This window comes from Streptomyces monashensis (assembly GCF_001866665.1).
GTDB lineage: Bacteria > Actinomycetota > Actinomycetes > Streptomycetales > Streptomycetaceae > Streptomyces > Streptomyces monashensis.
In genome coordinates this window covers 117,611-141,443 of record NZ_MLYO01000062.1, presented here as the reverse complement: position 1 = coordinate 141,443, position 23,833 = coordinate 117,611, and the positions used below count along the sequence as shown (strand labels likewise).

The window sequence follows — 23,833 nt, the reverse complement described above, 5'->3', positions numbered from 1 at the left end:
GGTACGTCAGTACCGATGGACGACCGGGCTCCGGGACAGGGCCGGTCGGACTCCCGCCGTTCGTACGGGCGTTGTGCGCGCCCGTGGCGCCGGCAGCACCGGGCGTGTGCGCTCGCAGCCCGGCAACACCCGCATTCCTCACGCCCCGTGGTGCGTCTTCGGCGCACCCGGCGCGCTCCTCGTCGTCACCCTCATTCCTGGAGTCCCGCGATGGCCACTCCCCTGTCCCCCCAGTCCGGCACCCCCGCCACGCCGAAGACGATCGCCGTCGTCGGTCTCGGCACCATGGGCACCGGCATCACCGAGGTCCTCGTGAAGGCCGGCCGCGAGGTGATCGGCATCGACGTCAGCGAGGCGCAGGCCACGCGCTGCGTCGCGGCCCTGGAGACCTCCACCGCCCGCGCCGTGGAGCGCGGCCGGCTCACCGAGCAGGAGCGCGCCGACGCCCTGGGCCGGCTGCGCACCGGCATCGACCTCGCGGCGGCGGCCGAAGCCGACCTCGTCATCGAGGTGGCCCCGGAGTCGTACGAGGTCAAGCACCGGATCTTCCGCGAGCTGGACGGCGTCGTCCGCCCCGACACGATCCTCGCCACCGGCACCAACGCCCTGTCCGTGACCCGGCTCGCCGCCGACTCCGCGCACCCGGAGCGGGTGCTGGGCCTGCACTTCTTCAACCCGGCGCCCGCGATGAAGCTGGTCGAGGTGGTCTCCTCGGTGCTGACCGCGCCGAGCGCCGTCGCCGCCGTCACCGACCTCGCCGTCGAGCTGGGCAAGGAGCCCGTCGCGGTCGGCGACCGCCCCGGCTTCGTCGCCGACGGCCTGCTGTTCGGCTACCTCAACCAGGCCGCCGCGATGTACGAGGCCCGCTACGCCTCCCGCGAGGACATCGACGCGGCCATGCGGCTCGGCTGCGGCCTGCCGATGGGCCCGCTCGCCCTGCTGGACCTGATCGGCATCGACACCGCGCGCACGGTCCTGGAGGCCATGTACGCCGAGTCCCGCGACCGGCTGCACGCCCCCGCGCCGATCCTGAAGCAGTTCAGCGAGGCGGGCCTGACCGGCCGCAAGTCCGGGCGCGGCTTCTACAGCTACGAGGCGCCGGGCAGCGCCACGGTCGTCCCGGACGCCCTGACCCCGGCGGACGGGGGCGCCGGGGCCGCCGGCCGCACCGTCCGCTCGGTCGGCGTCGCCGGCTCGGGCACCATGGCCTCCGGCATCGCCGAGGTGTTCGCCAAGGCGGGCTACGAGGTCGTGCTGGCCGCCCGCAGCGCGGAGAAGGCCCAGGCCGCCAAGGCCCGGATCGGCACGTCACTGTCCCGCTCGGTCGACAAGGGCCGGCTGACCGCCGAGGCCGCGGCCCAGGTCCTGGACCTGATCACCCCGGCCGGGTCCTACGACGCCTTCGCCGACGTCGACCTCGCCGTCGAGGCCATCGCCGAGGACCTGGAGGTCAAGCAGCAGCTGTTCCGGACGCTGGACAAGGTCTGCAAGCCCGGCGCGGTCCTCGCCACCACCACCTCCTCGCTGCCCGTCGTCGCCTGCGCCCGCGCCACCTCACGCCCGCAGGACGTCATCGGCATGCACTTCTTCAACCCGGCGCCCGCGATGAAGCTGGTCGAGGTCGTGCGGACCGTGCTCACGGCCGACGACGTCCACGCCACCGTCCGCGAGGTCTGCGCGAAGATCAGGAAGCACGCGGTGGACTGCGGCGACCGGGCCGGCTTCATCGTGAACGCGCTGCTGTTCCCGTACCTGAACAACGCCATCAAGATGGTCGAGGAGCACTACGCGTCCCTCGACGACATCGACGCCGCGATGAAGCTCGGCGGCGGCTACCCGATGGGCCCCTTCGAGCTGCTGGACGTGGTCGGCCTGGACGTCTCGCTGGCCATCGAGAAGGTCCTGCACCGCGAGTTCCGCGACCCGGGTCTCGCCCCGGCCCCGCTGCTGGAGCATCTGGTGGCGGCGGGCTGCCTCGGCCGCAAGACCGGCCGCGGCTTCCGCGAGTATGCCCGCCGCTGACGGCGTCGGCGACTGGTCCCACGCGGAGACGGACTGGGGCGGGCTGCTCGACCCCGCTGCGCAGCTCCTCGCCACCCGGGCGGGCGGTCCCCCGCCCGTCCCGGGTGGGGAAACCCCCACACCTGCGCAAAGAGCTGCGCACATGCAGTACGTTCGGGGCATGTCCCAGCCCGCCAAGTCCTCACGTACACCAGCTACGCCCGACGCGCCGGAAAGTGCCGCAGGCAGTCGCGCCGCCGCCCAGCGGCTCAAGATGCGTCGAGAGCTGGCGGCCGCAGCCATGGAGCTGTTCGCGACCAAGGGGTACGAGGCGACCACCGTCGACGAGATCGCGGCCGCCGCCGGCGTGGCCCGCCGTACCTTCTTCCGCCACTTCCGCTCCAAGGAAGAGGCGATCTTCCCGGACCACGACGACACGCTGGTCCGCGCCGAGGCGGTCCTCAACGCCGCCCCGGCGCACGAGCACCCCCTCGACACCGTGTGCCGCGGCATCAAGGAAGTCATGAGGATGTACGCGGCGCAGCCGGCGATCTCGGTCGCCCGCTACAAGCTCACCCGCGAGGTGCCCACCCTGCGCGAGGCCGAGATCGCCTCGGTGGCCCGTTACGAGCGCCTGTTCACGCGCTACCTGCTCGGCCACTTCGACGAGCACGCGCACGCCGACGACGCCAACGACGACCCGCTGCTGGCCGAGGTCGCCGCCTCCGCCGTCGTCACCGCCCACAACCACGTGCTGCGGCGCTGGCTGCGGGCGGGCGGGCAGGGGGACGTGGAGACGCAGCTCGACCACGCCTTCGCGATCGTGCGCAAGACGTTCGGCACGGGGATCGGCGCGGGCCGCGGCCCGGCCCCGCGCACTGCCGCCGCGCCGGCCACGACCTCGGTGCAGGGGGAGGTCCTGGTGACGGTGGCACGGACGGATGCCCCGCTGGAGGAGGTCATGCGGACCATCGAGGAGGCCCTGAAGGAGCGCTGAGGGCCTTCCCCTCCCGCCTCCCGGCTGTGATGACGGCCACCCTTCGGGGTGGCCGTTTTGCCATGTCAGGGCCTGTTTTCGAGCAGAATTCCCAGCGCGTTCGATCGATCATCGCTCATTTGTTACGTAAAGATTTCATCTGAGGGGTTGTTCTGGCACTCAGTGCCTTGCCACCTGACACGCGGTGTCATACGTTGAAGGTGTCCGGCCTGTCCCGGCGAGCCCACCAGCTCGTGTGCCGGACGCCTGCGTCACAGGCAACCTCCCGCGCCACAAAGCGCTGCCGAAGCACCACCGCGCCGAACCGACGGCACCTTCTTCGCACCACAGACCCTCAGCAGCACCGACGAACCCTCAGCGCCCCCTCCCTCAGGGGCGTTCACCGCCGGAGGCAACACCGTGACCGTGAAGGACATCCTGGACGCGATCCAGTCGAAGGACGCCACGTCCGCCGATTTCGCCGCCCTGCCGCTCCCCGAGTCGTACCGCGCGATCACCGTGCACAAGGACGAGACGGAGATGTTCGCGGGGCTTGCGACCCGTGACAAGGACCCGCGCAAGTCGATCCACCTCGACGAGGTGCCCGTGCCCGAACTCGGCCCGGGCGAGGCCCTGGTGGCCGTCATGGCCTCCTCGGTCAACTACAACTCGGTGTGGACCTCGATCTTCGAGCCGCTGTCCACGTTCGGGTTCCTGGAGCGCTACGGCAAGGTCAGCGAGCTCACCAAGCGGCACGACCTGCCGTACCACATCATCGGCTCCGACCTCGCGGGCGTCGTCCTGCGCACCGGCCCGGGCGTGAACGCCTGGAAGCCCGGTGACGAGGTCGTCGCGCACTGCCTGTCCGTCGAGCTGGAGTCGAGCGACGGGCACAACGACACGATGCTCGACCCCGAGCAGCGCATCTGGGGCTTCGAGACCAACTTCGGCGGCCTCGCCGAGATAGCGCTCGTCAAGTCCAACCAGCTGATGCCGAAGCCGGGACACCTGAGCTGGGAGGAGGCGGCGGCCCCGGGCCTGGTCAACTCCACCGCCTACCGCCAGCTGGTCTCCCGCAACGGCGCCCAGATGAAGCAGGGCGACAACGTGCTCATCTGGGGCGCGAGCGGCGGACTCGGCTCGTACGCCACGCAGTTCGCGCTCGCCGGCGGCGCCACCCCGATCTGTGTCGTCTCCTCGCCCCAGAAGGCCGAGATCTGCCGGAAGATGGGCGCCGAGCTGATCATCGACCGCAGCGCCGAGGGCTACAGGTTCTGGAAGGACGAGAACACCCAGGACCCGCGCGAGTGGAAGCGGTTCGGCAAGCGCATCCGCGAACTCACCGGCGGCGAGGACGTCGACATCGTCTTCGAGCACCCCGGCCGCGAGACCTTCGGCGCCTCCGTCTACGTCACCCGCAAGGGCGGCACGATCGTCACCTGCGCCTCGACATCGGGCTACAACCACGAGTACGACAACCGCTACCTGTGGATGTCCCTCAAGCGCATCATCGGCTCCCACTTCGCCAACTACCGCGAGGCCTGGGAGGCCAACCGCCTCATCGCCAAGGGCAAGATCCACCCGACCCTGTCCAAGGTGTACTCCCTGGAGGAGACCGGGCAGGCCGCCTACGACGTCCACCGCAACCTGCACCAGGGCAAGGTCGGCGTCCTGTGCCTCGCACCCGAGGAAGGTCTCGGCGTGCGCGACGAGGCGATGCGCGCCCAGCACATCGACGCCATCAACCGCTTCCGCAACATCTGAGGACACGAGGACACCGGGGTCATAGATGACAGAGCGTCAGCCTGCCGAGAACAAGCGGGAGAAGGACCGGCCGTGGCTCATGCGCACGTACGCCGGTCACTCCACGGCCGAGGCGTCCAACGAGTTGTACCGGCGCAACCTCGCCAAGGGCCAGACCGGCCTGTCGGTGGCGTTCGACCTGCCGACGCAGACCGGCTACGACCCGGATCACATCCTCGCCCGCGGCGAGGTCGGCCGGGTCGGCGTGCCCGTCTCGCACCTCGGTGACATGCGCCGGCTGTTCCAGGACATCCCCCTGGAGCAGATGAACACCTCGATGACGATCAACGCGACCGCCATGTGGCTGCTGGCGCTCTACCAGGTCGTCGCCGAGGAGCAGGGTGCGGACATCACCAGGCTCCAGGGCACGACCCAGAACGACATCGTCAAGGAGTACCTGTCCCGGGGGACGCACGTCTTCCCGCCGGGGCCCTCGCTCCGGCTGACGACGGACATGATCGCGTACACGGTGTCCCACATCCCCAAGTGGAACCCGATCAACATCTGCAGCTACCACCTGCAGGAGGCCGGCGCCACGCCGGTGCAGGAGATCGCGTACGCGATGTCCACCGCGATCGCCGTCCTCGACGCCGTGCGCGACAGCGGCCAGGTGCCGCCGGAGCGCATGGGTGACGTCGTCGCCCGCATCTCCTTCTTCGTCAACGCGGGCGTCCGCTTCGTCGAGGAGATGTGCAAGATGCGGGCGTTCGGCCGCATCTGGGACGAGGTCACGCGCGAGCGGTACGGCATCGAGAGCCCCAAGCAGCGCCGCTTCCGCTACGGCGTCCAGGTCAACTCACTCGGCCTGACCGAGGCACAGCCGGAGAACAACGTCCAGCGCATCGTGCTGGAGATGCTGGCCGTGACGCTGTCCAAGGACGCCCGCGCGCGCGCCGTCCAACTCCCCGCCTGGAACGAGGCGTTGGGCCTGCCCAGGCCCTGGGACCAGCAGTGGAGCCTGCGTATCCAGCAGGTGCTCGCCTACGAGAGCGACCTGCTGGAGTACGAGGACATCTTCGAGGGCTCGAAGGTGATCGAGACGAAGGTGGACCAGCTGGTCGCGGACGCCTTCGAGGAGATCGGCCGGATCCAGGAGATGGGCGGCGCGATGGCCGCCGTCGAGTCCGGCTACCTGAAGTCGCAGCTGGTCTCCTCGCACGCCGAGCGCCGGGCCCGGATCGAGTCCGGCGAGGAGAAGATCATCGGTGTCAACGCCTTCGAGGGCACCGAGCCGAACCCGCTGACGGCCGACCTGGACACCGCGATCCAGACGGTCGACCCGGCGGTCGAGGCCCGCGTCATCGGCGCGCTCCAGCACTGGCGCGACACGCGCTACCAGCCGCCCTTCAACCACCCGCGGCCCTGCAAGGCGCTGGAGCGGCTGAAGGAGGCCGCCAGGGGCACCGAGAACCTGATGGAGGCCACGCTGGAGTGCGCCCGCGCCGGGGTCACGACCGGCGAGTGGGCGGGCGCCCTGCGCGAGGTGTTCGGCGAGTACCGGGCCCCCACCGGGGTCTCCTCGGCGCCCGTCGCCGTCCCCGTCGAGGCCGGCTCCGCGCTCGCCGGCGTCCGCGCCCGGGTCGACGCCACCGCCCGCGACCTCGGGGTGGGCAAGCTGCGCTTCCTGGTCGGCAAGCCCGGCCTGGACGGCCACTCCAACGGGGCCGAGCAGATCGCGGTGCGCGCCCGTGACGCCGGCTTCGAGGTGGTCTACCAGGGCATCCGGCTCACCCCGGAGCAGATCGTGGACGCGGCCCTGGCCGAGGACGTGCACGCGGTGGGCCTGTCGATCCTGTCCGGCTCGCACGCCCAGCTCGTCCCGGACGTGCTCCAGCGACTGCGTGTGGCCGGTGCCACAGATATACCGGTGATCGCCGGTGGCATCATCCCGAATGGTGACGCCGAGCAGCTCAGGGCCGCCGGAGTAGCCGCCGTCTTCACCCCGAAGGACTTCGACATCACCGGGATCATCGGCGCCATCGTCGACGAGATCCGGAAAGCGAACAAGCTCGACCCCCTGGAGGTCCCCGCATGACGACCGTCAACCGCCTTCGCCCGCGGCGCTCCTGCCTGGCCGTGCCGGGCAGCAACCCGCGCTTCCTGGAGAAGGCCCAGGGCCTCCCCGCCGACCAGGTCTTCCTGGACCTGGAGGACGCCTGCGCGCCGCTCGCCAAGCCCGAGGCGCGGCACACCATCGTCAAGTTCCTCAACGAGGGCGACTGGACGGGCAAGACGCGCGTCGTGCGCGTCAACGACTGGACGACCGAGTGGACGTACCGCGACGTCGTCACCGTCGTCGAGGGCGCCGGCCAGAACCTCGACTGCATCATGCTGCCGAAGGTGCAGACGGCCGAGCAGGTCGTCGCCCTGGACCTGCTGCTGACGCAGATCGAGAAGACCATGGGCTTCGAGGTCGGCAAGATCGGCATCGAGGCGCAGATCGAGAACGCGCAGGGCCTGAACAACGTCAACGCGATCGCGCAGGCCTCCCCGCGCGTCGAGACGATCATCTTCGGCCCGGCCGACTTCATGGCCTCCATCAACATGAAGTCGCTCGTCGTGGGCGAGCAGCCGCCCGGCTACCCGGCGGACGCCTACCACTACATCCTGATGAAGATCCTGATGGCCGCCCGCGCCAACAACCTCCAGGCGATCGACGGCCCCTACCTGCAGATCCGCAACATCGACGGCTACCGCGAGGTCGCCCAGCGCGCCGCGGCCCTCGGCTTCGACGGCAAGTGGGTGCTGCACCCGGGCCAGGTCGAGGCGTCCAACGAGATCTTCTCGCCCTCCCAGGAGGACTACGACCACGCCGAGCTGATCCTGGACGCGTACGACTACTACACGTCCGAGGCGGGCGGCAAGAAGGGCTCCGCGATGCTCGGCGACGAGATGATCGACGAGGCCAGCCGCAAGATGGCCCTGGTCATCTCCGGCAAGGGCCGGGCCGCCGGCATGCAGCGCACCAGCAAGTTCGAGATCCCGGAGGCCTGAGCGCGATGCAGTTCGGACGCACGTACGAGGAGTTCGAGGTCGGGGCGACGTACAAGCACTGGCCCGGAAAGACGGTCACGGAGTACGACGACCACCTGTTCTGTCTCCTCACCATGAACCACCACCCGCTCCACATGGACACCAACTACGCCGAGAAGACGACGGACTTCGGCAAGAACGTGGTGGTCGGGAACTACATCTACTCGCTGCTGCTCGGCATGTCCGTGCCGGACATCTCCGGCAAGGCGATCGCCAACCTGGAGATCGAGTCGCTCAAGCACGTGGCGCCGACCTTCCACGGCGACACGATCTACGGCGAGACGACCGTGCTCGACAAGTGGCCCTCGAAGTCGAAGAACGACCGCGGGATCGTCTACGTCGAGACCAAGGGCTACAAGCAGGACGGCACGCTCGTGTGCACCTTCCGCCGCAAGGTGATGGTGCCGACCGAGACGTACATCAAGGAGCGCGGCGGCGAGCAGCCCGGCCGCCCGGAGCTGAAGCAGCAGGAGAAGTAATGGCGCGCCTCGCCCAGACCGCCGGTCTGACCGACGTCCAGCAGGAGATCCTCTCCACCGTCCGGGACTTTGTCGACAAGGAGATCATTCCTGTCGCGACCGGGCTGGAGCACCGCGACGAGTACCCGCAAGCCATCGTGGACGGGCTGAAGGAACTCGGCCTGTTCGGTCTGATGATCCCCGAGGAGTACGGCGGCCTGGGCGAGTCCCTCCTGACGTACGCGCTGTGCGTCGAGGAGATCGCCCGCGGCTGGATGTCCGTCTCCGGCATCATCAACACCCACTTCATCGTCGCGTACATGCTCAAGCAGCACGGCACGCAGGAGCAGAAGGACCACTTCCTGCCCCGCATGGCCGCCGGCGACATCCGCGGCGCCTTCTCGATGTCGGAGCCGGGCCTGGGCTCCGACGTGTCGGCGATCACGTCGAAGGCGGTCAGGGACGGCGACGAGTACGTCCTGAACGGCCAGAAGATGTGGCTGACGAACGGCGGCACCTCGTCGCTGGTGGCCGTGCTCGTCCGCAGTGACGAAGGCCACCCCGAAGGCACGGCCCCGCACAAGTCGATGACGACCTTCCTGATCGAGAAGGAGCCTGGCTTCGGCGAGGTCCGTCCGGGCCTCACCATCCCCGGCAAGATCGACAAGATGGGCTACAAGGGCGTCGACACCACCGAGCTGATCATGGACGGCCTGCGGCTGCCGGCCGACCGGGTGCTCGGCGGCGTCACCGGCCGCGGCTTCTACCAGATGATGGACGGCGTCGAGGTCGGCCGGGTGAACGTGGCGGCCCGCGGCTGCGGCGTCGCCCAGCGCGCCTTCGAGCTGGGGGTGAGCTACGCCCAGCAGCGCCACACCTTCGGCAAGCCCATCGCCCAGCACCAGGCGATCCAGTTCAAACTGGCCGAGATGGCGACCAAAGTCGAGGCCGCCCATGCGATGATGGTCAACGCTGCCCGCAAGAAGGACTCCGGGGAGCGCAACGACCTGGAAGCCGGGATGGCGAAGTACCTGGCCTCCGAGTACTGCAAGGAGGTCGTCGAGGACGCCTTCCGCATCCACGGCGGCTACGGCTTCTCGAAGGAGTACGAGATCGAGCGTCTGTACCGCGAGGCGCCGATGCTGCTCATCGGTGAAGGTACCGCCGAAATCCAGAAAATGATCATCGGCCGCAGACTGCTCGAAGAGTATCGATTCCAGGGCTGATTGTCCGGGTACGGGGTGTTTTCTTCGAGAAGAAGATCACACCCTGTACTCATTGTTCAGCCGGTCTTCGGCCGCCGACTCGGCTTCCTGGCTTGCCCAGTTGCGGCCCGCGACCGGTACGATCCCCGGAAAGCCGCCGTCCCCCGTCATACCGCGCGGCATCATCCGCTACGAAGGTCATCCATGCCCCACAGCCAAACCTCTGCACATCGAGACAGCCTGGCCGGCGTACGCCTCGCGCGCGGAGCATCGCCGTGGCTCCTCCCGACCGTCGCCACCGCAGCCCTCAGCCTGGCCCGCGCCCGCCGCTCGGGCGCCGCCAAGGCCGTCGCCGTGCCCGCCACCGCGCTCGCGGCGGGCATGCTGTGGTTCTTCCGCGACCCCGAGCGCGAGATCGCCCGGGGCCGGGTCATCTCGCCCGCCGACGGCGTGGTGCAGAGCATCATGCCGTGGAAGGACGGGCGCACCCGCGTCGCGATCTTCATGAGCCCGCTGAACGTCCACGTCAACCGCGCGCCCCTCGCGGGCACGGTGACGTCCGTCGAGCACGTCCCCGGCGGCTTTGTTCCGGCCTTCAACAAGGAGAGCGAGAACAACGAGCGCGTAGTCTGGCATTTCGACACCGAACTCGGCGACATCGAGATGATCCAGATCGCCGGCGCGGTGGCCCGCCGCATCGTGCCCTACCTCCCCGAGGGCACGAAGGTCGAGCAGGGCGACCGAATCGGTCTGATCCGCTTCGGCTCGCGTGTCGATCTCTACCTGCCCGAGGGCGTGGAGGTCGCGGTCGAGGTCGGACAGAAGACCGTGGCTGGGGTGACTCGCATTGACCGTGATTGATCCGGAGACCCAGGCGGGCTGGGTGCCCGAGGCCGACGAGGTGGACGAAGAAGAGGAGATGCCTCTTTCTCTGCGTCTGTCGATAGCGGACACCCTCACCCTCGGCAACGCCACCTGCGGCTTCATGGCGGTGTACTTCACCACCACCGGCATCCTGATCCCGCACCTGACGGGCAAGGACGAGTCCGCGGGCATGGCGCGGCACAGTGCGGCCACGGCCGTCATCCTGATGCTCTGCGCGGCCGTCTTCGACCTGTTCGACGGACTGGTGGCCAGGAAGCTGCGCTCGTCCCCGATGGGCGCGGAGCTGGACAACCTCTCCGACCTGATCAGCTTCGGGCTCGCGCCCGCGTACTTCGTCCTCGTCTACGGCATGGTCGCCGACGACGCGCACCAGCGGATGGCGGCGCTGGGCGCGATCGTGGTGCTGCTGGCGGTCGTGCTCAGACTCGCCCGGTTCTCCTGCGTGACGATGAAGGACGGCATGTTCCAGGGCATGCCGAGCCCGTTCGGGGCGCTGACGGTCGTCTCGATCGTGCTCCTGGAGCTGCCCTTCGTGGCGACGCTGCTGGCGATCCTCGGCACCGCGTGGCTGATGGTGAGCCGGGTGGAGTACCCGAAGCCGCGGGGCCGCCTCGCCGGGGCCATGCTGTCCTGGATCGTGCTGAACATGGGCCTGCTGGCCGCCTGGGCCTTCGACGCGCCCAGCGGGCAGCTGCTGCTCCAGACGGGCTGTGCGCTCCAGCTGGTCATGGGCGCGGTGATCCCGCTGTTCGCCACGGCCCGCCGGGTGAACAACTTCCGCGACAACCGGCGCGAGGCGCGGACGGCGCAGTTGCCGTAGCGGCGCTTGCACGAGGGGCCCCGGACCGTTCCTGGTCCGGGGCCCCTGTGCGTGTGCAGCCCGCCCGGGGCCTCAGGCCACGTAGTCCTCGGCGATCTGCGCCGCGACGCGCTCCAGGATCGGTCCCGCGTCCGCGATGCACCTGGCCACGTCCGGCTCGACCGAGGTCAGGGGGTAGGCGCGCTCGATGCCGGCCCGCAGCAGCGCCTCCTCGGGAAGCGCCAGCCGGCCGCACACCGCGACCACGGGCCGGCCCGCGGCCCGCGCCGCCGAGGCGACCCCCGCCGGTGCCTTCCCGTGCAGCGTCTGCTCGTCCAGCGACCCCTCGCCGGTGATCACCAGCGAGGCCCGCTCCAGCGCGGGCGCGAAGCCGAGGACGTCGAGCATGACCTCGATGCCGGGGCGGAAGCGGGCGCCCAGGAGCAGGGCGCCGTAGCCGATGCCGCCCGCGGCGCCCGCGCCCGGCGCCGACGCGTACTCGGCGGCCCGCGGCCAGGCAGCCGCCTCCAGCACCTTCGCGTAGTGCGCGAGCGCCCCGTCCAGGGTGTCCACGTCGTCCGGCGAGGCGCCCTTCTGCGGGCCGTAGACGGCCGGTGCGCCCTTCGGCCCGGTCAGCGGATTGTCGACGTCGCTCGCCAGGACCAGTTCGACCGAGGAGAGGCGGGGGTCCAGGGCGGACAGGTCGGCACGGGCCAGGTCGGCGAGGCCGCCGCCGCCCGGGGGCACCGGCTCGCCGTCCTCGTCCAGGAACCGGGCGCCCAGCGCCGACAGCATCCCGGCGCCGCCGTCCGTCGTGGCGCTGCCGCCGACGCCGAACACGATCCTGCGCGCGCCCGCGTCCAGCGCGGCCCGCAGCAGCTCTCCGGAGCCGTACGTCGAGGCGGTCAGGGGCGCGAAGACACCGGCCGGGAGCCGCTGGAGGCCGCTGGCCTCCGCCATCTCCACGACCGCGGTGGTGCCGCGCAGCGCGTACGCGGCCGTCACCTCCTGGCCCAGCGGTCCCGCGACCCGCACCTCGCGCCGCTCGAAACCGGCCGCGACCGCCGCGTCCACGGTCCCGTCGCCGCCGTCGGCCACGGGCAGCGCCTCGACCTCGACGTCCGGCACGACCCGGCGCAGCCCGGCCGTCACCCGCTCGGCGACCTGTACGGCCGTCAGCGAGCCCTTGAACTTGTCCGCGGCGACGAGCACCCGACAGGGCTCGTCCACGCTTGCGTCCGCCACCTTGCTTTCCCCTTGCTCTCCGGGCCCCGCGCACGTCAGGGCCAGTCGCGCCGCTGCGACCATAACCGCAAGCGGCCCCCGTCGTCATGCCCCGACCGAAGGCTGGGAAGCGGCTGGGAGGGCCCCGGGGAAAACGGGTACACCCCAGCCATGACGCTCCGGCCCGCCTCGGCCCCCCAGCGCACCGAGCCCGACCTCGCCGACCGCATCCACGGCGGCTGGCTCGGCCGGATCGCGGGCAACATGCTCGGCAAACCGGTCGAACAGGGCGAGGTGTGGACCCGCGACCGCATCGACCGCTATCTGCGCCGCGCCGGGGCGCTGCCGCTCACCGGGTATCTGCCCGAGCCCGTCGACCCCGCCGACCGGGCGGTGCTGCGCCCGGAGTGGCGCGCCTGTGTGCGCGGGCGCATCGACGGCAGCTGCCGGGACGACGACGTGGACTACACGATCCTCGGCCTGGACCTGCTGGAGACCCACGGCCCCGGCTTCAGCACGGAGCAGGTCGGCGGCCTGTGGCTGCTCAGGCTGCCGTATCTGCAGACCTTCACCGCGGAGCGGGCCGCGTACCGCAACCTCGTCGCCGGGCTCGGACCGCCGCTGACGGCGACGTACCACAACCCCTACCAGGAGTGGATCGGGGCGCTGATCCGCGCCGACGTCTACGGCTGGGTCTGCCCCGGCGACCCGGTCCGCGCCGCCGGGCTGGCCCGCCGGGACGCGGTGCTCTCGCACACCGGCAACGGGGTGTACGGCGCGATGTGGGCGGCCGCGCTGATCGCGGCGGCGTTCACCGCGCCGAGCGTGCGCGACGCGGTGGAGGGCGGGCTCGGCGTGATCCCGGCCGGCTGCCGGCTCGCCCGGACCGTACGGCGGGTCGCGGCCCTGCACGAGTCCGGGATGTCCTGGGAGCAGACCCTGGCCACGCTGTCCGAGGAGACCGCCGGACTCGGCTGGATCCACACCGTCCCGAACGCCGCCGTACTGACCGCCGGGCTGCTGTACGGCGACGGCGACTTCACCCGGACCCTCACCCTGACCGTGCGCGGCGGCCTGGACACCGACTCCAACGGGGCGACCGCCGGCTCGGTGGCCGGAGTCCGCACCGGCGCGGCCGGTATCCCCGCCCCGTGGACGGAACCGCTCCGGGACACGGTACGGAGCGCGGTGTCCGGCTTCGACGGCGTACGGATCAGTGCGCTGGCCCAACGCACCCTGCGCCTGGCGACGGCCGTGCCGTAGCCGTGCGGCGGCTGGTTAGGCTGCCGCAATGACCACGACTGATGACTTCACCGCGTACATCGCGAGCCTGCCGCGCGTCCTCGCCGGTGCCGCCGTGCTCTTCCGGGACGCCGAGGGGCGGGTGCTGCTCGTCGAGCCCAACTACCGCGAGGGCTGGGCGCTTCCGGGCGGCACGATCGAGTCCGACGACGGCGAGGGCCCGCGCGAGGGCGCGCGCCGCGAGACGCTGGAGGAGATCGGCCTCGACCGGGCGCCGGGCCGGCTGCTGGCCGTGGACTGGGTGCGCGGCGAGGCCCGCCCGCCGCTGGTGGCCTACCTGTACGACGGCGGAGTGCTCACGGAGTCCGAGCTGAAGTCCATCCGGCTCCAGGAGGAGGAGCTGCTGTCCTGGCGCCTGGTGGCGCGCGAGGAGATCACCGACCACCTGCCCGGCGCGCTCGGCCGCCGCGTTGTGGTCTGTCTGGACGTCCTCGCGGACGGCTCCGGAACCGCGGAACTGGAGAACGGCGACCGGGTGGCCTGAGGGGTGCTTCTCCGGTCCTCGTCGCCGGTTTGCGAGCCAGTCCGACAGAGCCGACGCCGAGGAAGAGGCATGCCGGACGTCTTCTCCCTGCACGGGAACGGGGCGCTGCTGTTCTCCCCTCGCTTTCGACGAGGCCCAGCGCGACCGGGTGGAGAAGGCCGCTGCTGAAGCTTCCCGTGCAACGGCTACAACTGGCAGAAGTGGAAGGTCGTCGGCCGGATCACCGGTACCCACCCCGCCTACTTCCAGCAGGTGCTCCGGAATGTCGGCACCGGCCGCTGCCTGGACGACTCCGACGCCGGTAGCGGCGGCTCGGACCTGCTGCGTGGCTACCCCTGCAACGGGCCCTCACAGGACGGCGGGTGGCAGGGTTGGGACCTCTGCATGGTCGACTGACCAGCCCCGAGCGTGAGGCTGCGCCCGGGTGCGCCTCTGGCCGGCCCAAGCGCGGCCCTGGCCGGCGCACGTCGAAGCAGTGCCGGCTGCGGCACTGGCCCCGGCCGTTCGCTCCACGGCCACGATCCCCGCAAGCGACGCGAACGAGGCACGACTGGCGGAGCAGGTCAGGCGCGAGAACGCACTCCCGTGCGGCCTGGCTCCAGCGAGCATGTCTTCGCGGCGCGTTACCGGACCTGTCGGCACTGCCGGACCGGATGACGACGGCCTCAGGCAGCCCCCAGCCGTCACTCGAAGCGAGCCGTACCCGGTGACTTCGTTGACCAGCACGTGGAGTTCGGAGAGTGGGTCCTGCCGGTCCAGGCTCGCCACCTGCCTCCGGATCCAGCGCGACGCGGTACACAAGGCTCTCGCCCAAGCGGAACGTCCGGCTCAGCAGCAGCCACCGGCACGTGGCATGAAGGGCAGCCGTTCACTCCCCGGCTTCAGCCCGGCGCGTACGAAGACCGGCCACGTCGTTCAGCAGGAACGCACCCCGCACGGGCCCGAGCCCGCCTTCCTCCATCTGCCGGACTGCGCCATGATCGAATGCACGACACACCGGATCAGACCCGACGAGGCACAGGCCGCGCTCACCGACTCGAACATCGCGCCGTGTCCCCACTGCCGGCCGGATTCGGAGTTGGGGATCCTCAACTGAATGCGGGTGGCCCCGCACAGGGCGGGGCGCCCACGATGACTATGCAACCGGCGCGTCAATGTCTGATTCACAACTCTTCGCATTAATGTCCCATAAGAGAAAGAAGTCGGTCTATCGGAGATCGCATCCATTCACTTTCACGGAGAACGACATGCACAAGCTTCGCAAGGTTGCCGTCCTGGTCGCTGCCCTCGGCAGCGTGGGACTCATGGCCGCTGGTACCGCCCACGCCGGCGGCGAGGGCGGCGGCCACGGCGACGGCTTCAACATCCAGCAGAGTTCCAAATGCAGGTCGCATGACCTGAACGCCGACGTCCTCGGCGAGGTCGGACTGATCAACGGCGCGCTGGGCAACGCGCTGAACGGCGAGGGCAACCCGGGCGCCCAGGCCAGCAGCCTCGGCTCGACCATGGGCTGCAACAACAGCGCCTTCTAATGGCAGGCGCGCCTCTCAGCGGATCGAGGGGCGCGCCGCGTCTCGCATCAGGATGGATGTCAGACGCACGACCGCCCCGTCTTTGTGGAGGAGCGGGGCGGTCGGTCGGGTCTCAGACCGAGATGTCCGGTGGGCCCGGTTGACGCCGGGCCGGATCCCAAGGTGCCACGACAGGCAAGCCGGGTTCTCCACATCCGGCAGGCCCGCCACAGCAGTTCGGAGCTCCGGCAGCAGTGGTGTGCGCACAGCCGGCCACTGATGCCGTCGACACGGTGTTCTCGGCGTCAGCCGAATTGTGCCGGACATCGACACGGAGCACATGCAACACACTCGGAGTTGACAGGGAAACGTTCTGCCGGCCTGACACCGAACTGTGTATCGACCTGGCGCAAGGGCTTCGGAGTGGCCGACGAGCAGGCCGCCTGCACCGACCAGGTTGACCGTTCGGGCGATGGCCCCTTGGGCCGAAGCACCGGTCGCCCTGGTACCGCGAGCCGGAAAGCAACAGGAGCGCCAGGCCATGCCCGACGTTCCCAGCAATGGCCTGAGTAATTGATGTCTTTCCGGTCTTGATGGCTGTGTTTCCGCTGTTCAGGTACTAGGGTCGACGGCCCCGCCGTCGAAGCCCCGGCTGTCGGATCCGACCACCGCGTCCGCCTTGACCGACCGGGAGTCGATGACGCCCGCACTCGGCTCCGGATCCCGCCCCGCCTGCTCGCGCACTCGGCGGCGGAGCCGGTCGTGGAACTCCCGGACCAGACCGTGATCGCGCCGGCGTCGGAAGAACGCATGGACCCGGTCCCGCGGCGGGAAGTCGATCGGGATCGCCCGCCACTTTGTGCCGTTGTCGACGAGGTGGCGGATCGCGTCCAGTGTCCCTCGGTGGCAGTGGGCCTCCGGCCGGCCGCCCCGGCCCCGCGGCCAGCCCGGCACCGGCAGCAGCGGCCTGACCACCGCCCACTCGGCGTCCGACATGCCGGTCGGGTAGCGGCGTTGGCGCGCCCCGTGGTCGCCGGCGTTCCCGAACCCGTGCGCCAGGCGGTCACACGCGAGAGCGACCGATGCGGACTCCGCTCCCACCATGCCGTAGAACCGCGGCAACAGGGCCTCCTGGACAGCTTGTTGGCGTAGACACCCTTCGAGCTGCCAAGAGGCTCTGTTCCTGTGCACGGCAGCTGCCACGATCACCCCATCGGGACCCCATCGTGGCCCTCAAGATGGGCACGACGACAGCCAGTCAGGCAACGGCACGGGCCGACACCGGGTCTGCATTCCTCCGGCTACCTGCCGTCCGCCGCCCTGGAGCCAGCCTCCGACTGACCCTGGCCCGCCGTGGCCACAGGTTCGCGCCTGGCATCGCCCCGTGCCGTGACCGGCTCCGGGTGCTCCCATGCCTCGGGCAGCAGCAGCACGGCCAGGTTCGCCGCCGCCACGAGCACCGCGCCTGCCAGCAGTGGTGCCGTGGTGCCGAGGAGGGTGGCAACCGGAACGGCCACGGCCAGGCCCAACGGGCGGGCGGCAAACGAGATCAGCGCGTCGAAGGAGCCTACCCGCCCGAGCACCTCCTGCGGGATGCGGTGCTGGATGGCGGTCTCCCACAGCGGGCTGAGCACTCCTAGACCGAACATCGCCAGGAAGTACGCAGACGCCGCCCAGGGCAGCGCCAGTCCCAGCCCGAAGGCCGCCAGCGGCAGCGCGAAGACGGCCGCGCCCACGGCCACGCCGACCAGCGGGCGGCGTATCGGCAGCCGTCCGGCGGCAAAAGCACCGACCAGCACGCCGACGGTCCCCAGCTGGGCCACCAGGACCCACGCGCCGTCACCGCCCATGCTCCGGACAGCGATCAGCGGTCCCAGGGTGAGCAGGAAACCGGCCGCCAGATGCCATACTCCATGGCCCAGCACATTGGTGAGGAACCAGCGGTGGCGCCGGGTCTCGGTCCAGCCTTCGCGCAACTGCGCCCGGAACCCCGCGTGGCCGCCGTCGGCCGGCCTGGTGGCCCGGCGGGTGTGCAGGCCGCCCAGGGTGGTCGCAGAGCCGATGAAGAGCGCGCCGGTCAGTAGCGAGGACCAGCCGGCGCCGAGCGTCAGCATCATGCCGCCCGCCGTAGCAGGGCCGGCGGTCTGGGCCAGGCCGGTGGCGACGTCCAGCCGCGAGTTCAGCCGCAGCCGCTGGTCGGCGTCGACGGTCGCCGCGACCAGGGTGCGGACCGCCGGGGTGCCGAAGGCGACCGCGGCGCCGGTGACCGCGGCGAGCACGGCGAGGTCGGGCACCCGGACCAGGCCGCAGAGCAGCTCCGCGCCGATCGCGGTCTGCGCCGCGCCCCTGAGTAGATCGGCAGCGAGCACGACCCTCTGTGGCGGGAAGCGGTCCGCCAGCACGCCGGCGACCGGCAGCAGCACCAGCATGGGCAGCAGTTCGCATGCCAGCACCAGGCCCAGATCCCCTGCCGAACCCGTCGAGCCTGCGGCGTGTCCTCGAAGCAGCGCGAGCGTGAGCGTGGTGGGTATCAGCGCGGTGGCCAGCGCCGCGCAGGTACGGCCGACCAGCAGTCGGCGCATGGGTTGCGTCATGCACACATAGTATTTCGCCAGCTAATAGTTTGGCAACGAAATATAAGCTGGCGTAGCATACTGAGGGCATGGACACCGAGAGTCAGGGCCGGGAGCGGCCCGCCGAAGGGGACGACTCCGTCGACGTGCACCTTGCGCGCTGGCGCGGCAAGGCTCCGTTCGACGCGCGGGTGGAGGGGATCATCACCCGCATTCAGCTCCTGGCCAAGCATGTCGGCCAAGCCAAAGACCGCGCCCTGGCCGAGGTTGGCCTGCAGGAGTTCGAGTTCGCCACGCTGCACCGGCTCGGCGCGCGCGAGGCCCCGGGGCGGGCCACCCCCTCCGAGCTGGCGGCTGAACTCATGCTCTCCCCTGCCGGTATGACAGGCCGTCTGGACACCCTGGAACAGTCAGGGCTGGTGCGGCGTGTGCGCAGCAGTCAGGACCGACGCCGGGTGGACGTGGAGCTCACCGAGGCGGGGCGCACCCGCTGGCTGGCCGCGATGGAGCTGCGCGGGCAGGCGGAGGACTCGATGGTCGCCCCGCTCGACCCGGCAGAGCAGGACGCACTCAGCGCCCTGCTCAAGCGGATGCTGATCCAGGCGGAGGCGGACAGCCGCCACCGGTGAACCCCGAGTCGATGGTGTTGCTTCTCGCCGTCAGGTCTCGGTATCTCGCTGGCCGCCGCCACAGCCACCCAAGGGCACTCGCGTTCGACCGGCACCCCGCAAGATCGGATCGAAAAACAGCGACTACGCAAGTCGGCCGCCTGACCGCACGTTCCCCTCCCGTTCCCATCTGACGTGACGAAGGCCCTCCGTGAAGACCACGGAGGGCCTTTGTCGTCTCAAGCAAGGCTCTGACCTGCTGTATCTCGGTGCTCCGGCAGGCGAGAGAGGGTGGGTCAGCTGGATTCAGACGAGCGTGTTCTGGTTTCGAAGTCCAGCAGGCGGCGCTTGCGGTCCAGGCCGCCGCCGTAGCCGGTGAGGTCGCCGCCCGCGCCGATGACCCGGTGGCAGGGGACGATGATGCCGATCGGGTTCCTGCCGTTGGCGAGGCCGACCGCGCGGGAGGCCCGGGGATTGCCGAGGGCGTCGGCGAGTTCGCCGTAGGAGCGGGTCTCGCCGTACGGGATGCGGGAGAGCTGCCCCCAGACGCTGCGCTGGAACGGCGTTCCGGCCAGGCGCAGTTCGAGGGAGAACTCGGTCAGCTCGCCCGCGAAGTACGCCGACAGCTGTTCCTCGGCTGCCGCGAAGGGGGCGTCGCCGGGGCTGCCGGGGCTGCCGAAGGACTCCTCCGGCGGGCGGTGGCGCTGGCCTTCCATGTACAGGCCGCACAGCGCGCCGTCCTCGGCGACGAGCGTGAGGGGGCCGTAGGGGCTGGGGATGACGGTGTGCTGCTTCATGTGTCGCTGTTCCTTGTACGGGCTCATACGGGAAGGAAGTTGATCGGGTGGCTGTCGGTCGCCCACAGGTACTGCACCGCGTACGCCCGCCAGGGCCGCCAGGTCTCGGCGCGGGCGGTGAGGGCGGCGGGCGTGGCGGGCAGCCCCGACTCGGCCGCGGCGCGGCGGATCCCGAGGTCGGTGGGGAGGAAGGCGTCGGGGTCGCCCAGGGCGCGCATGGCGATGACGTCGACCGTCCAGGGGCCGAAGCCGGGCAGGGCGAGGAGCCGGGCGCGGGCCTCGGACCAGTCGGACTCGACACCCAAGTGGAGGGTTCCGTCGGCGAGTTGGCGGACGAGGGTGGTGAAGGTCGTCCGTCGTGTGCGGGGCATGGCCAGCGTCCCGGGGTCCACGCCGGCGAGGGCCTCGGGGGACGGGAAGAGGTGGGTGAGGCCGCCCTCGGGGTCGTCCAGGGGCTTGCCGTGCGCGGTGACCAGGCGGGCCGCGTGGGTGCGGGCGGCGGCCGTGGACACCTGTTGGCCGAGGACGGCACGGACCGCGAACTCCGCCTCGTCGACCGTGCGCGGCACCCGGCGGCCCGGCGCCTTGTCGACCAGGGGCGCGAGGAACGGGTCGGCGCGCAGCCGGTCGTCGACGGCGACCGGGTCGGCGTCCAGGTCGAGCAGACGCCGGCAGCGGCTGATCGCCACGGTCAGATCGCGCAGGTCGCCGAGGGTGAGCCGGCAGGCGATGTGGTCGGGGCGCGGGGCGAGGGACACGATCCCGTGGCCGTACGGCAGGCGCAGCGTGCGCCGGTAGCCGCCGTCGCGCCATTCCTCGACGCCGGGTACGGCGGTGGCGGCGAGGTGGCCGAAGAGGTTGTCGGGGTTGAGCGGGGCGCGGAACGGCAGCCGCAGGGTGAGCGTGCCCGGGGTGTTCGCCGGGCTGCTGCGGGGCGCCTTCGCGCGCAGCTCGCTCGGGGAGAGGGCGAAGACCTCGCGGACGGTGTCGTTGAAGGTGCGAATGGAGGAGAAGCCGGCCGCGAAGGCGATCTCCGCCATGGGCAGCGCGCTCGTCTCGATGAGCAGGCGCGCGGTCTGGGCGCGCTGGGCGCGGGCGAGCGCGAGGGGGCCGGCGCCCAGTTCGGCGAGGAGCTGCCGTTCGACCTGGCGGGTGCTGTAGCCGAGCCGGGCGGCGAGTCCGGGCACGCCCTCGCGGTCCACGACACCGTCGGCGATCAGCCGCATGGCGCGGGCGACCAGGTCGGCGCGCTGGTTCCACTCCGGGGACCCGGGGCTGGTGTCGGGGCGGCAGCGCTTGCAGGCCCGGAAACCCGCTTGCTGGCAGGCGGCCGCGCTCGGGTAGAACGTCATGTTCTCCGGCTTGGGCGGGACGACGGGGCAGCTGGGCCGGCAGTAGATCCGGGTGGTCAGGACGGCCGTGAAGAACCACCCGTCGAATCGCGCGTCCTTGGACTGCACGGCGCGTACGCAGTGTTCCCGGTCGAGGTGCGTCGCTGTCTGCATGCCTCAAGGATCGACCACGGGCGGGGGCCGCCGCTGGCGGAAATCCGACACCAGCGTTCCCCGGCAAGGCCCGGTCACGTCCGGCGGCTAGGGGGTACGACGCTCGCTGCCCGTGCCCTCGCCGTGCCGGAAGGCGGTGATCCACTGGGCGGTGTGGCGCAGTCCGCCGAAGGTGTAGAAGTGCACCTTGACCGTGCCGTGCCGCTCGGGGTCGTAGCGCCGGGCGAGGGTGTGCAGGAAGCGGTCGGGGCCGGTCGTGCCCATGAGGTTGGTCAGCGAGAAACCGTACTTGCGGGCGACGGAGGCACTCGTCGCGACGCCGAACCGGGTGGCGTATCCGAGCAGCCGGCGGACCCCGGCCGGGCCGGGCACTCCGATGCGGACGGGGAGGTGGACGCCCCGGGCGCGGGTGGCCTCCAGCCAGGTGAGGACCGGGTCGGCGTCGAACCCGAACTGGGTGATGACGTCACCCCCCAAGCGCTGCGCCCCGATGACCGCGGCCTTGTCGGTGAGCGCCGACCACAGTGTGCCGTCGGCTATCGCGGGGTGCCCCTCGGGGTAGCCGCTGATGCCGACGTGGCGGACGCCGTGGTGCTGGAGCAGACCGGTGCGCAGGACGGCGAGGGAGTCCTCGTAGGGGCCCTCGGGGCGGGCGGGGTCGCCGCCGACGACGAAGACGTTCTCGGCGGTGCCGTCCTCGGCGAGGGCGGACAGGAACGCGTCGAGGGCACCGCGGGAGGGCAGGCGGCGGGCGGAGATGTGCGGCACGGGGACGAAGCCGAGGCGCTTGACCGCGCGGGCGGCCGCGCGCCGCATGCCGAGGTCCTCACCGGCGAGGAAGGTGATGTTGATCCGCGTACCCGGCGGAATGCCGTCCCGGGCCTCCTCCAGCCGGGACACGTCCTTCGCGGTCATCTCCAGCGAGAAGTCGTCCAGCAGAGCGGCGCCGACCGCCGGCATGACGCTGACACCGGGCTTCATCGCGCTCCTCGTACGGGTGGGGTCCTGACCTCGACCGATGATGTCACGGGGGCGTGGGGGCCTGGAGGGAGGGGGCTGGGAGCCGAGGGCTGAGGGCTGAGGGCTGAGGGCTGAGGGCTGAGGGCTGAGGGAGCGTACGGGGCTCAGGGCCGGAGCGGCACCTCCACGGCGGCACGATCCCGTCCGCTCGCAGCCGTCGGCTCGGCGCCGGGCCAGCGGCTACGGCTACGGCTACGGCTACGGCTACGGAACGCCCGCCGCAGGCGCCGATCCCGGGGCGCTGAGGTCGCTGATCGGGAGGCTGTTCAAGCAACCGCGGCCGGCCCACGACAGCGACGCCGCCGACCCAGCACCGCCGGAGCCGCCGACTCGTGGCCGCCGAGACGCCGCCCCGGAGCCACGGAACGACGACCCGGAGATCCGGAGTCACCCCGGCCGCCGGCTGCGGCGCCGCTCGCACCGTCGCAGCCGGCCCAGCACCGCGAAAGCCGTTGAGCCCACCGCCACGTGATCCGTCGCCCGACGCCGCGCGGCGCAGGCGCGGGAGGGGCGGCGGCTCGGTGGCGGGGTGGCTACGGTGCCGGGTTCAGGGGGTCGTCGAGCACGCCGGCCAGGCGGCCCGCCTCGTCGGTCGGGGCGAGGCCGGGGTCGAGGTCGCCGGCCGCCGTCGCCAGTGCGGTGAGGGCCGGGACCAGGCCGGCGCGCTGGGGTGCGGGCAGGCGCTCGACCAGGGCCCGGATCTCCGCTCGGCGGTGGCCGAGGACGCGCTCCACCAGATCCTCACCGGCACCGGTCAGCCGTAGGACGACCTCGCGGCGGTTGTCCGGGTTGACCCGGCGGTCGGTCAGACCGAGCCCCTCCAGGCGTTCGGCCATGCGCAGCGCGGTCGACGGGGTGACGCCCAGGGTCGCGGCCATGGCGGCCAGCTTGATCGGGCCGCAGGTGTGCAGGGCGACCAGGGAGCGCAGTTGGGGGAGGGTCAGCGGAACGTCCACGGAGGCGAGGGCACGGGCGGAGAGGGCGACGATCAGCCGGGAGGCCGCCATCACGGCGACGGTGACCTCCTCCGCCTCCCGGTCCAGCGCTTCCTCCGACAGACCCACCCGACCCCTGCCCCGGACCCGGCCCTGCTCCGGGGCCCCCGGCGCCGTGTCCCGCCCCGGACTCCCGTGCTCCGGCGTGCGCCCCGGGCGCCCGTGTTCCGTCGTCCCCCGTTCCGCGGCCCGCCCCCGGGCTTCCGGTTCCGGGGTCCGGCGTGGGCCGGTGTCCTGCTGGGCCATGGCTCCTCGTTCCTCTGATCCTGTCCACGAACCGGACATCGTCCCTCACCGATGGTGACCATTGCAGAATGCAATGGTAAGCTCCGGTCATCCGGTCCGAGCGGGCGCGACGGAGCCGGTGCCGAAGGTGATGACGATGAGATCCGAGCCGATCCACGAAGCCTATTCCTTCGTGTGTCTGCGCTGCGGGCACGCCTGGGAGGGCGCCTACGACATCCGGCACGTCCGGGATGCCGCCGGGCGCCTGCGTGCCGCCTACTACGTGCGCGGCGGGCTTCGCGTGCCGTCCCCGCTTACGGCGAACACCTGCCGGGTGTGCGGCGGACACCGGGTGCGGATCCTGCGCCCGGGCCGGGTCGACGCCGCCCGCACCGGGGCGGCCGCGCCCCGGCCCCGGTGACGAGCCGA

Annotated in this window: 22 protein-coding genes; 15 read left to right on the top strand and 7 right to left on the bottom strand. The window is 71.2% G+C overall.

Features of this window, described 5'->3' with window-relative positions; all coding sequences use genetic code 11:
* Window positions 1-210: 210 nt before the first annotated feature.
* From BIV23_RS32870 to pssA, 9 genes are all read left to right on the top strand, one after another.
* Complete coding sequence (locus tag BIV23_RS32870) at window positions 211-2,022, top strand: 3-hydroxyacyl-CoA dehydrogenase family protein (protein ID WP_071384631.1); 1,812 nt, start codon at window positions 211-213, stop codon at window positions 2,020-2,022.
* A 160-nt stretch (window positions 2,023-2,182) separates the two neighbouring features.
* Window positions 2,183-2,998 (top strand): TetR family transcriptional regulator, encoded by an 816-nt coding sequence (locus BIV23_RS32865; RefSeq protein ID WP_245790764.1) that lies wholly within the window; start codon window positions 2,183-2,185, stop codon window positions 2,996-2,998.
* A 405-nt stretch (window positions 2,999-3,403) separates the two neighbouring features.
* On the top strand, window positions 3,404-4,741 hold the full coding sequence (gene ccrA / locus BIV23_RS32860) for a crotonyl-CoA carboxylase/reductase (RefSeq protein WP_177240127.1): 1,338 nt from the start codon (window positions 3,404-3,406) through the stop codon (window positions 4,739-4,741).
* A gap of 25 nt (window positions 4,742-4,766) precedes the next feature.
* Entirely contained in the window at window positions 4,767-6,815 is a 2,049-nt protein-coding gene (locus BIV23_RS32855; protein WP_071384628.1) for a protein meaA, read from the top strand.
* Window positions 6,812-7,774 (top strand): HpcH/HpaI aldolase/citrate lyase family protein, encoded by a 963-nt coding sequence (locus BIV23_RS32850; protein ID WP_071384627.1) that lies wholly within the window; start codon window positions 6,812-6,814, stop codon window positions 7,772-7,774. The genes BIV23_RS32855 and BIV23_RS32850 overlap by 4 nt, the downstream gene beginning before the upstream one ends.
* A 5-nt stretch (window positions 7,775-7,779) precedes the next feature.
* Entirely contained in the window at window positions 7,780-8,292 is a 513-nt protein-coding gene (locus BIV23_RS32845) for a MaoC family dehydratase (protein WP_071384626.1), read from the top strand.
* Entirely contained in the window at window positions 8,292-9,497 is a 1,206-nt protein-coding gene (locus BIV23_RS32840) for an acyl-CoA dehydrogenase family protein (RefSeq protein WP_071384625.1), read from the top strand. The genes BIV23_RS32845 and BIV23_RS32840 overlap by 1 nt, the downstream gene beginning before the upstream one ends.
* Window positions 9,498-9,680: 183 nt before the next feature.
* Entirely contained in the window at window positions 9,681-10,337 is a 657-nt protein-coding gene (locus BIV23_RS32835; RefSeq protein WP_071384624.1) for a phosphatidylserine decarboxylase, read from the top strand.
* A 22-nt stretch (window positions 10,338-10,359) separates the two neighbouring features.
* Window positions 10,360-11,181, top strand: coding sequence for a CDP-diacylglycerol--serine O-phosphatidyltransferase (gene pssA, locus BIV23_RS32830; protein ID WP_071384623.1), 822 nt, complete (start codon window positions 10,360-10,362; stop codon window positions 11,179-11,181).
* A gap of 72 nt (window positions 11,182-11,253) precedes the next feature.
* Here pssA and BIV23_RS32825 read toward each other — a convergent pair whose 3' ends face one another.
* Window positions 11,254-12,405: a glycerate kinase gene (locus BIV23_RS32825; RefSeq protein ID WP_245790763.1), complete on the bottom strand. Its 1,152-nt coding sequence runs from the start codon at window positions 12,403-12,405 to the stop codon at window positions 11,254-11,256.
* A 150-nt stretch (window positions 12,406-12,555) separates the two neighbouring features.
* Here BIV23_RS32825 and BIV23_RS32820 point away from each other — a divergent pair, with 150 nt between their 5' ends.
* The 4 genes from BIV23_RS32820 to BIV23_RS32805 all read left to right on the top strand — a co-directional run bounded on the left by BIV23_RS32820 (window position 12,556) and on the right by BIV23_RS32805 (window position 15,702).
* Window positions 12,556-13,647 (top strand): ADP-ribosylglycohydrolase family protein, encoded by a 1,092-nt coding sequence (locus BIV23_RS32820; protein WP_071384621.1) that lies wholly within the window; start codon window positions 12,556-12,558, stop codon window positions 13,645-13,647.
* A 28-nt stretch (window positions 13,648-13,675) separates the two neighbouring features.
* Window positions 13,676-14,170 carry an NUDIX domain-containing protein gene (locus BIV23_RS32815; RefSeq protein WP_071384620.1) on the top strand — a complete coding sequence of 165 codons (495 nt, stop codon included), beginning with the start codon at window positions 13,676-13,678 and terminating at the stop codon, window positions 14,168-14,170.
* Between the two features lie 853 nt (window positions 14,171-15,023).
* Window positions 15,024-15,266: a DUF6233 domain-containing protein gene (locus BIV23_RS32810; protein ID WP_071384619.1), complete on the top strand. Its 243-nt coding sequence runs from the start codon at window positions 15,024-15,026 to the stop codon at window positions 15,264-15,266.
* Between the two features lie 151 nt (window positions 15,267-15,417).
* Window positions 15,418-15,702, top strand: a complete 285-nt coding sequence (locus BIV23_RS32805) for a hypothetical protein (RefSeq protein ID WP_071384618.1) — start codon at window positions 15,418-15,420, stop codon at window positions 15,700-15,702.
* A gap of 591 nt (window positions 15,703-16,293) precedes the next feature.
* Here BIV23_RS32805 and BIV23_RS50715 read toward each other — a convergent pair.
* On the bottom strand, window positions 16,294-16,803 hold the full coding sequence (locus BIV23_RS50715; RefSeq protein ID WP_177240120.1) for a transposase: 510 nt from the start codon (window positions 16,801-16,803) through the stop codon (window positions 16,294-16,296).
* Window positions 16,804-16,982: 179 nt separating this feature from the next.
* On the bottom strand, window positions 16,983-18,275 hold the full coding sequence (locus tag BIV23_RS32795; RefSeq protein ID WP_245790762.1) for an MFS transporter: 1,293 nt from the start codon (window positions 18,273-18,275) through the stop codon (window positions 16,983-16,985).
* Between the two features lie 68 nt (window positions 18,276-18,343).
* On the opposite strand from BIV23_RS32795, the gene BIV23_RS32790 reads away from it, so the two are divergent.
* Complete coding sequence (locus BIV23_RS32790) at window positions 18,344-18,883, top strand: MarR family winged helix-turn-helix transcriptional regulator (RefSeq protein WP_071384617.1); 540 nt, start codon at window positions 18,344-18,346, stop codon at window positions 18,881-18,883.
* A 275-nt stretch (window positions 18,884-19,158) separates the two neighbouring features.
* Here the strand turns inward: BIV23_RS32790 and BIV23_RS32785 are convergent, their stop codons facing one another.
* The 4 genes from BIV23_RS32785 to BIV23_RS32770 form a co-directional block, all read right to left on the bottom strand.
* Window positions 19,159-19,659: a methylated-DNA--[protein]-cysteine S-methyltransferase gene (locus tag BIV23_RS32785; RefSeq protein ID WP_071384616.1), complete on the bottom strand. Its 501-nt coding sequence runs from the start codon at window positions 19,657-19,659 to the stop codon at window positions 19,159-19,161.
* Window positions 19,660-19,682: 23 nt separating this feature from the next.
* Complete coding sequence (locus BIV23_RS32780; RefSeq protein ID WP_071384615.1) at window positions 19,683-21,164, bottom strand: AlkA N-terminal domain-containing protein; 1,482 nt, start codon at window positions 21,162-21,164, stop codon at window positions 19,683-19,685.
* Between the two features lie 87 nt (window positions 21,165-21,251).
* Window positions 21,252-22,145 (bottom strand): methylenetetrahydrofolate reductase, encoded by an 894-nt coding sequence (locus tag BIV23_RS32775; RefSeq protein WP_177240119.1) that lies wholly within the window; start codon window positions 22,143-22,145, stop codon window positions 21,252-21,254.
* A gap of 572 nt (window positions 22,146-22,717) precedes the next feature.
* Complete coding sequence (locus BIV23_RS32770; RefSeq protein ID WP_071384614.1) at window positions 22,718-23,248, bottom strand: MarR family winged helix-turn-helix transcriptional regulator; 531 nt, start codon at window positions 23,246-23,248, stop codon at window positions 22,718-22,720.
* Between the two features lie 313 nt (window positions 23,249-23,561).
* Here BIV23_RS32770 and BIV23_RS32765 point away from each other — a divergent pair, with 313 nt between their 5' ends.
* Window positions 23,562-23,825, top strand: a complete 264-nt coding sequence (locus BIV23_RS32765) for a hypothetical protein (protein WP_071384693.1) — start codon at window positions 23,562-23,564, stop codon at window positions 23,823-23,825.
* Window positions 23,826-23,833: the final 8 nt, after the last annotated feature.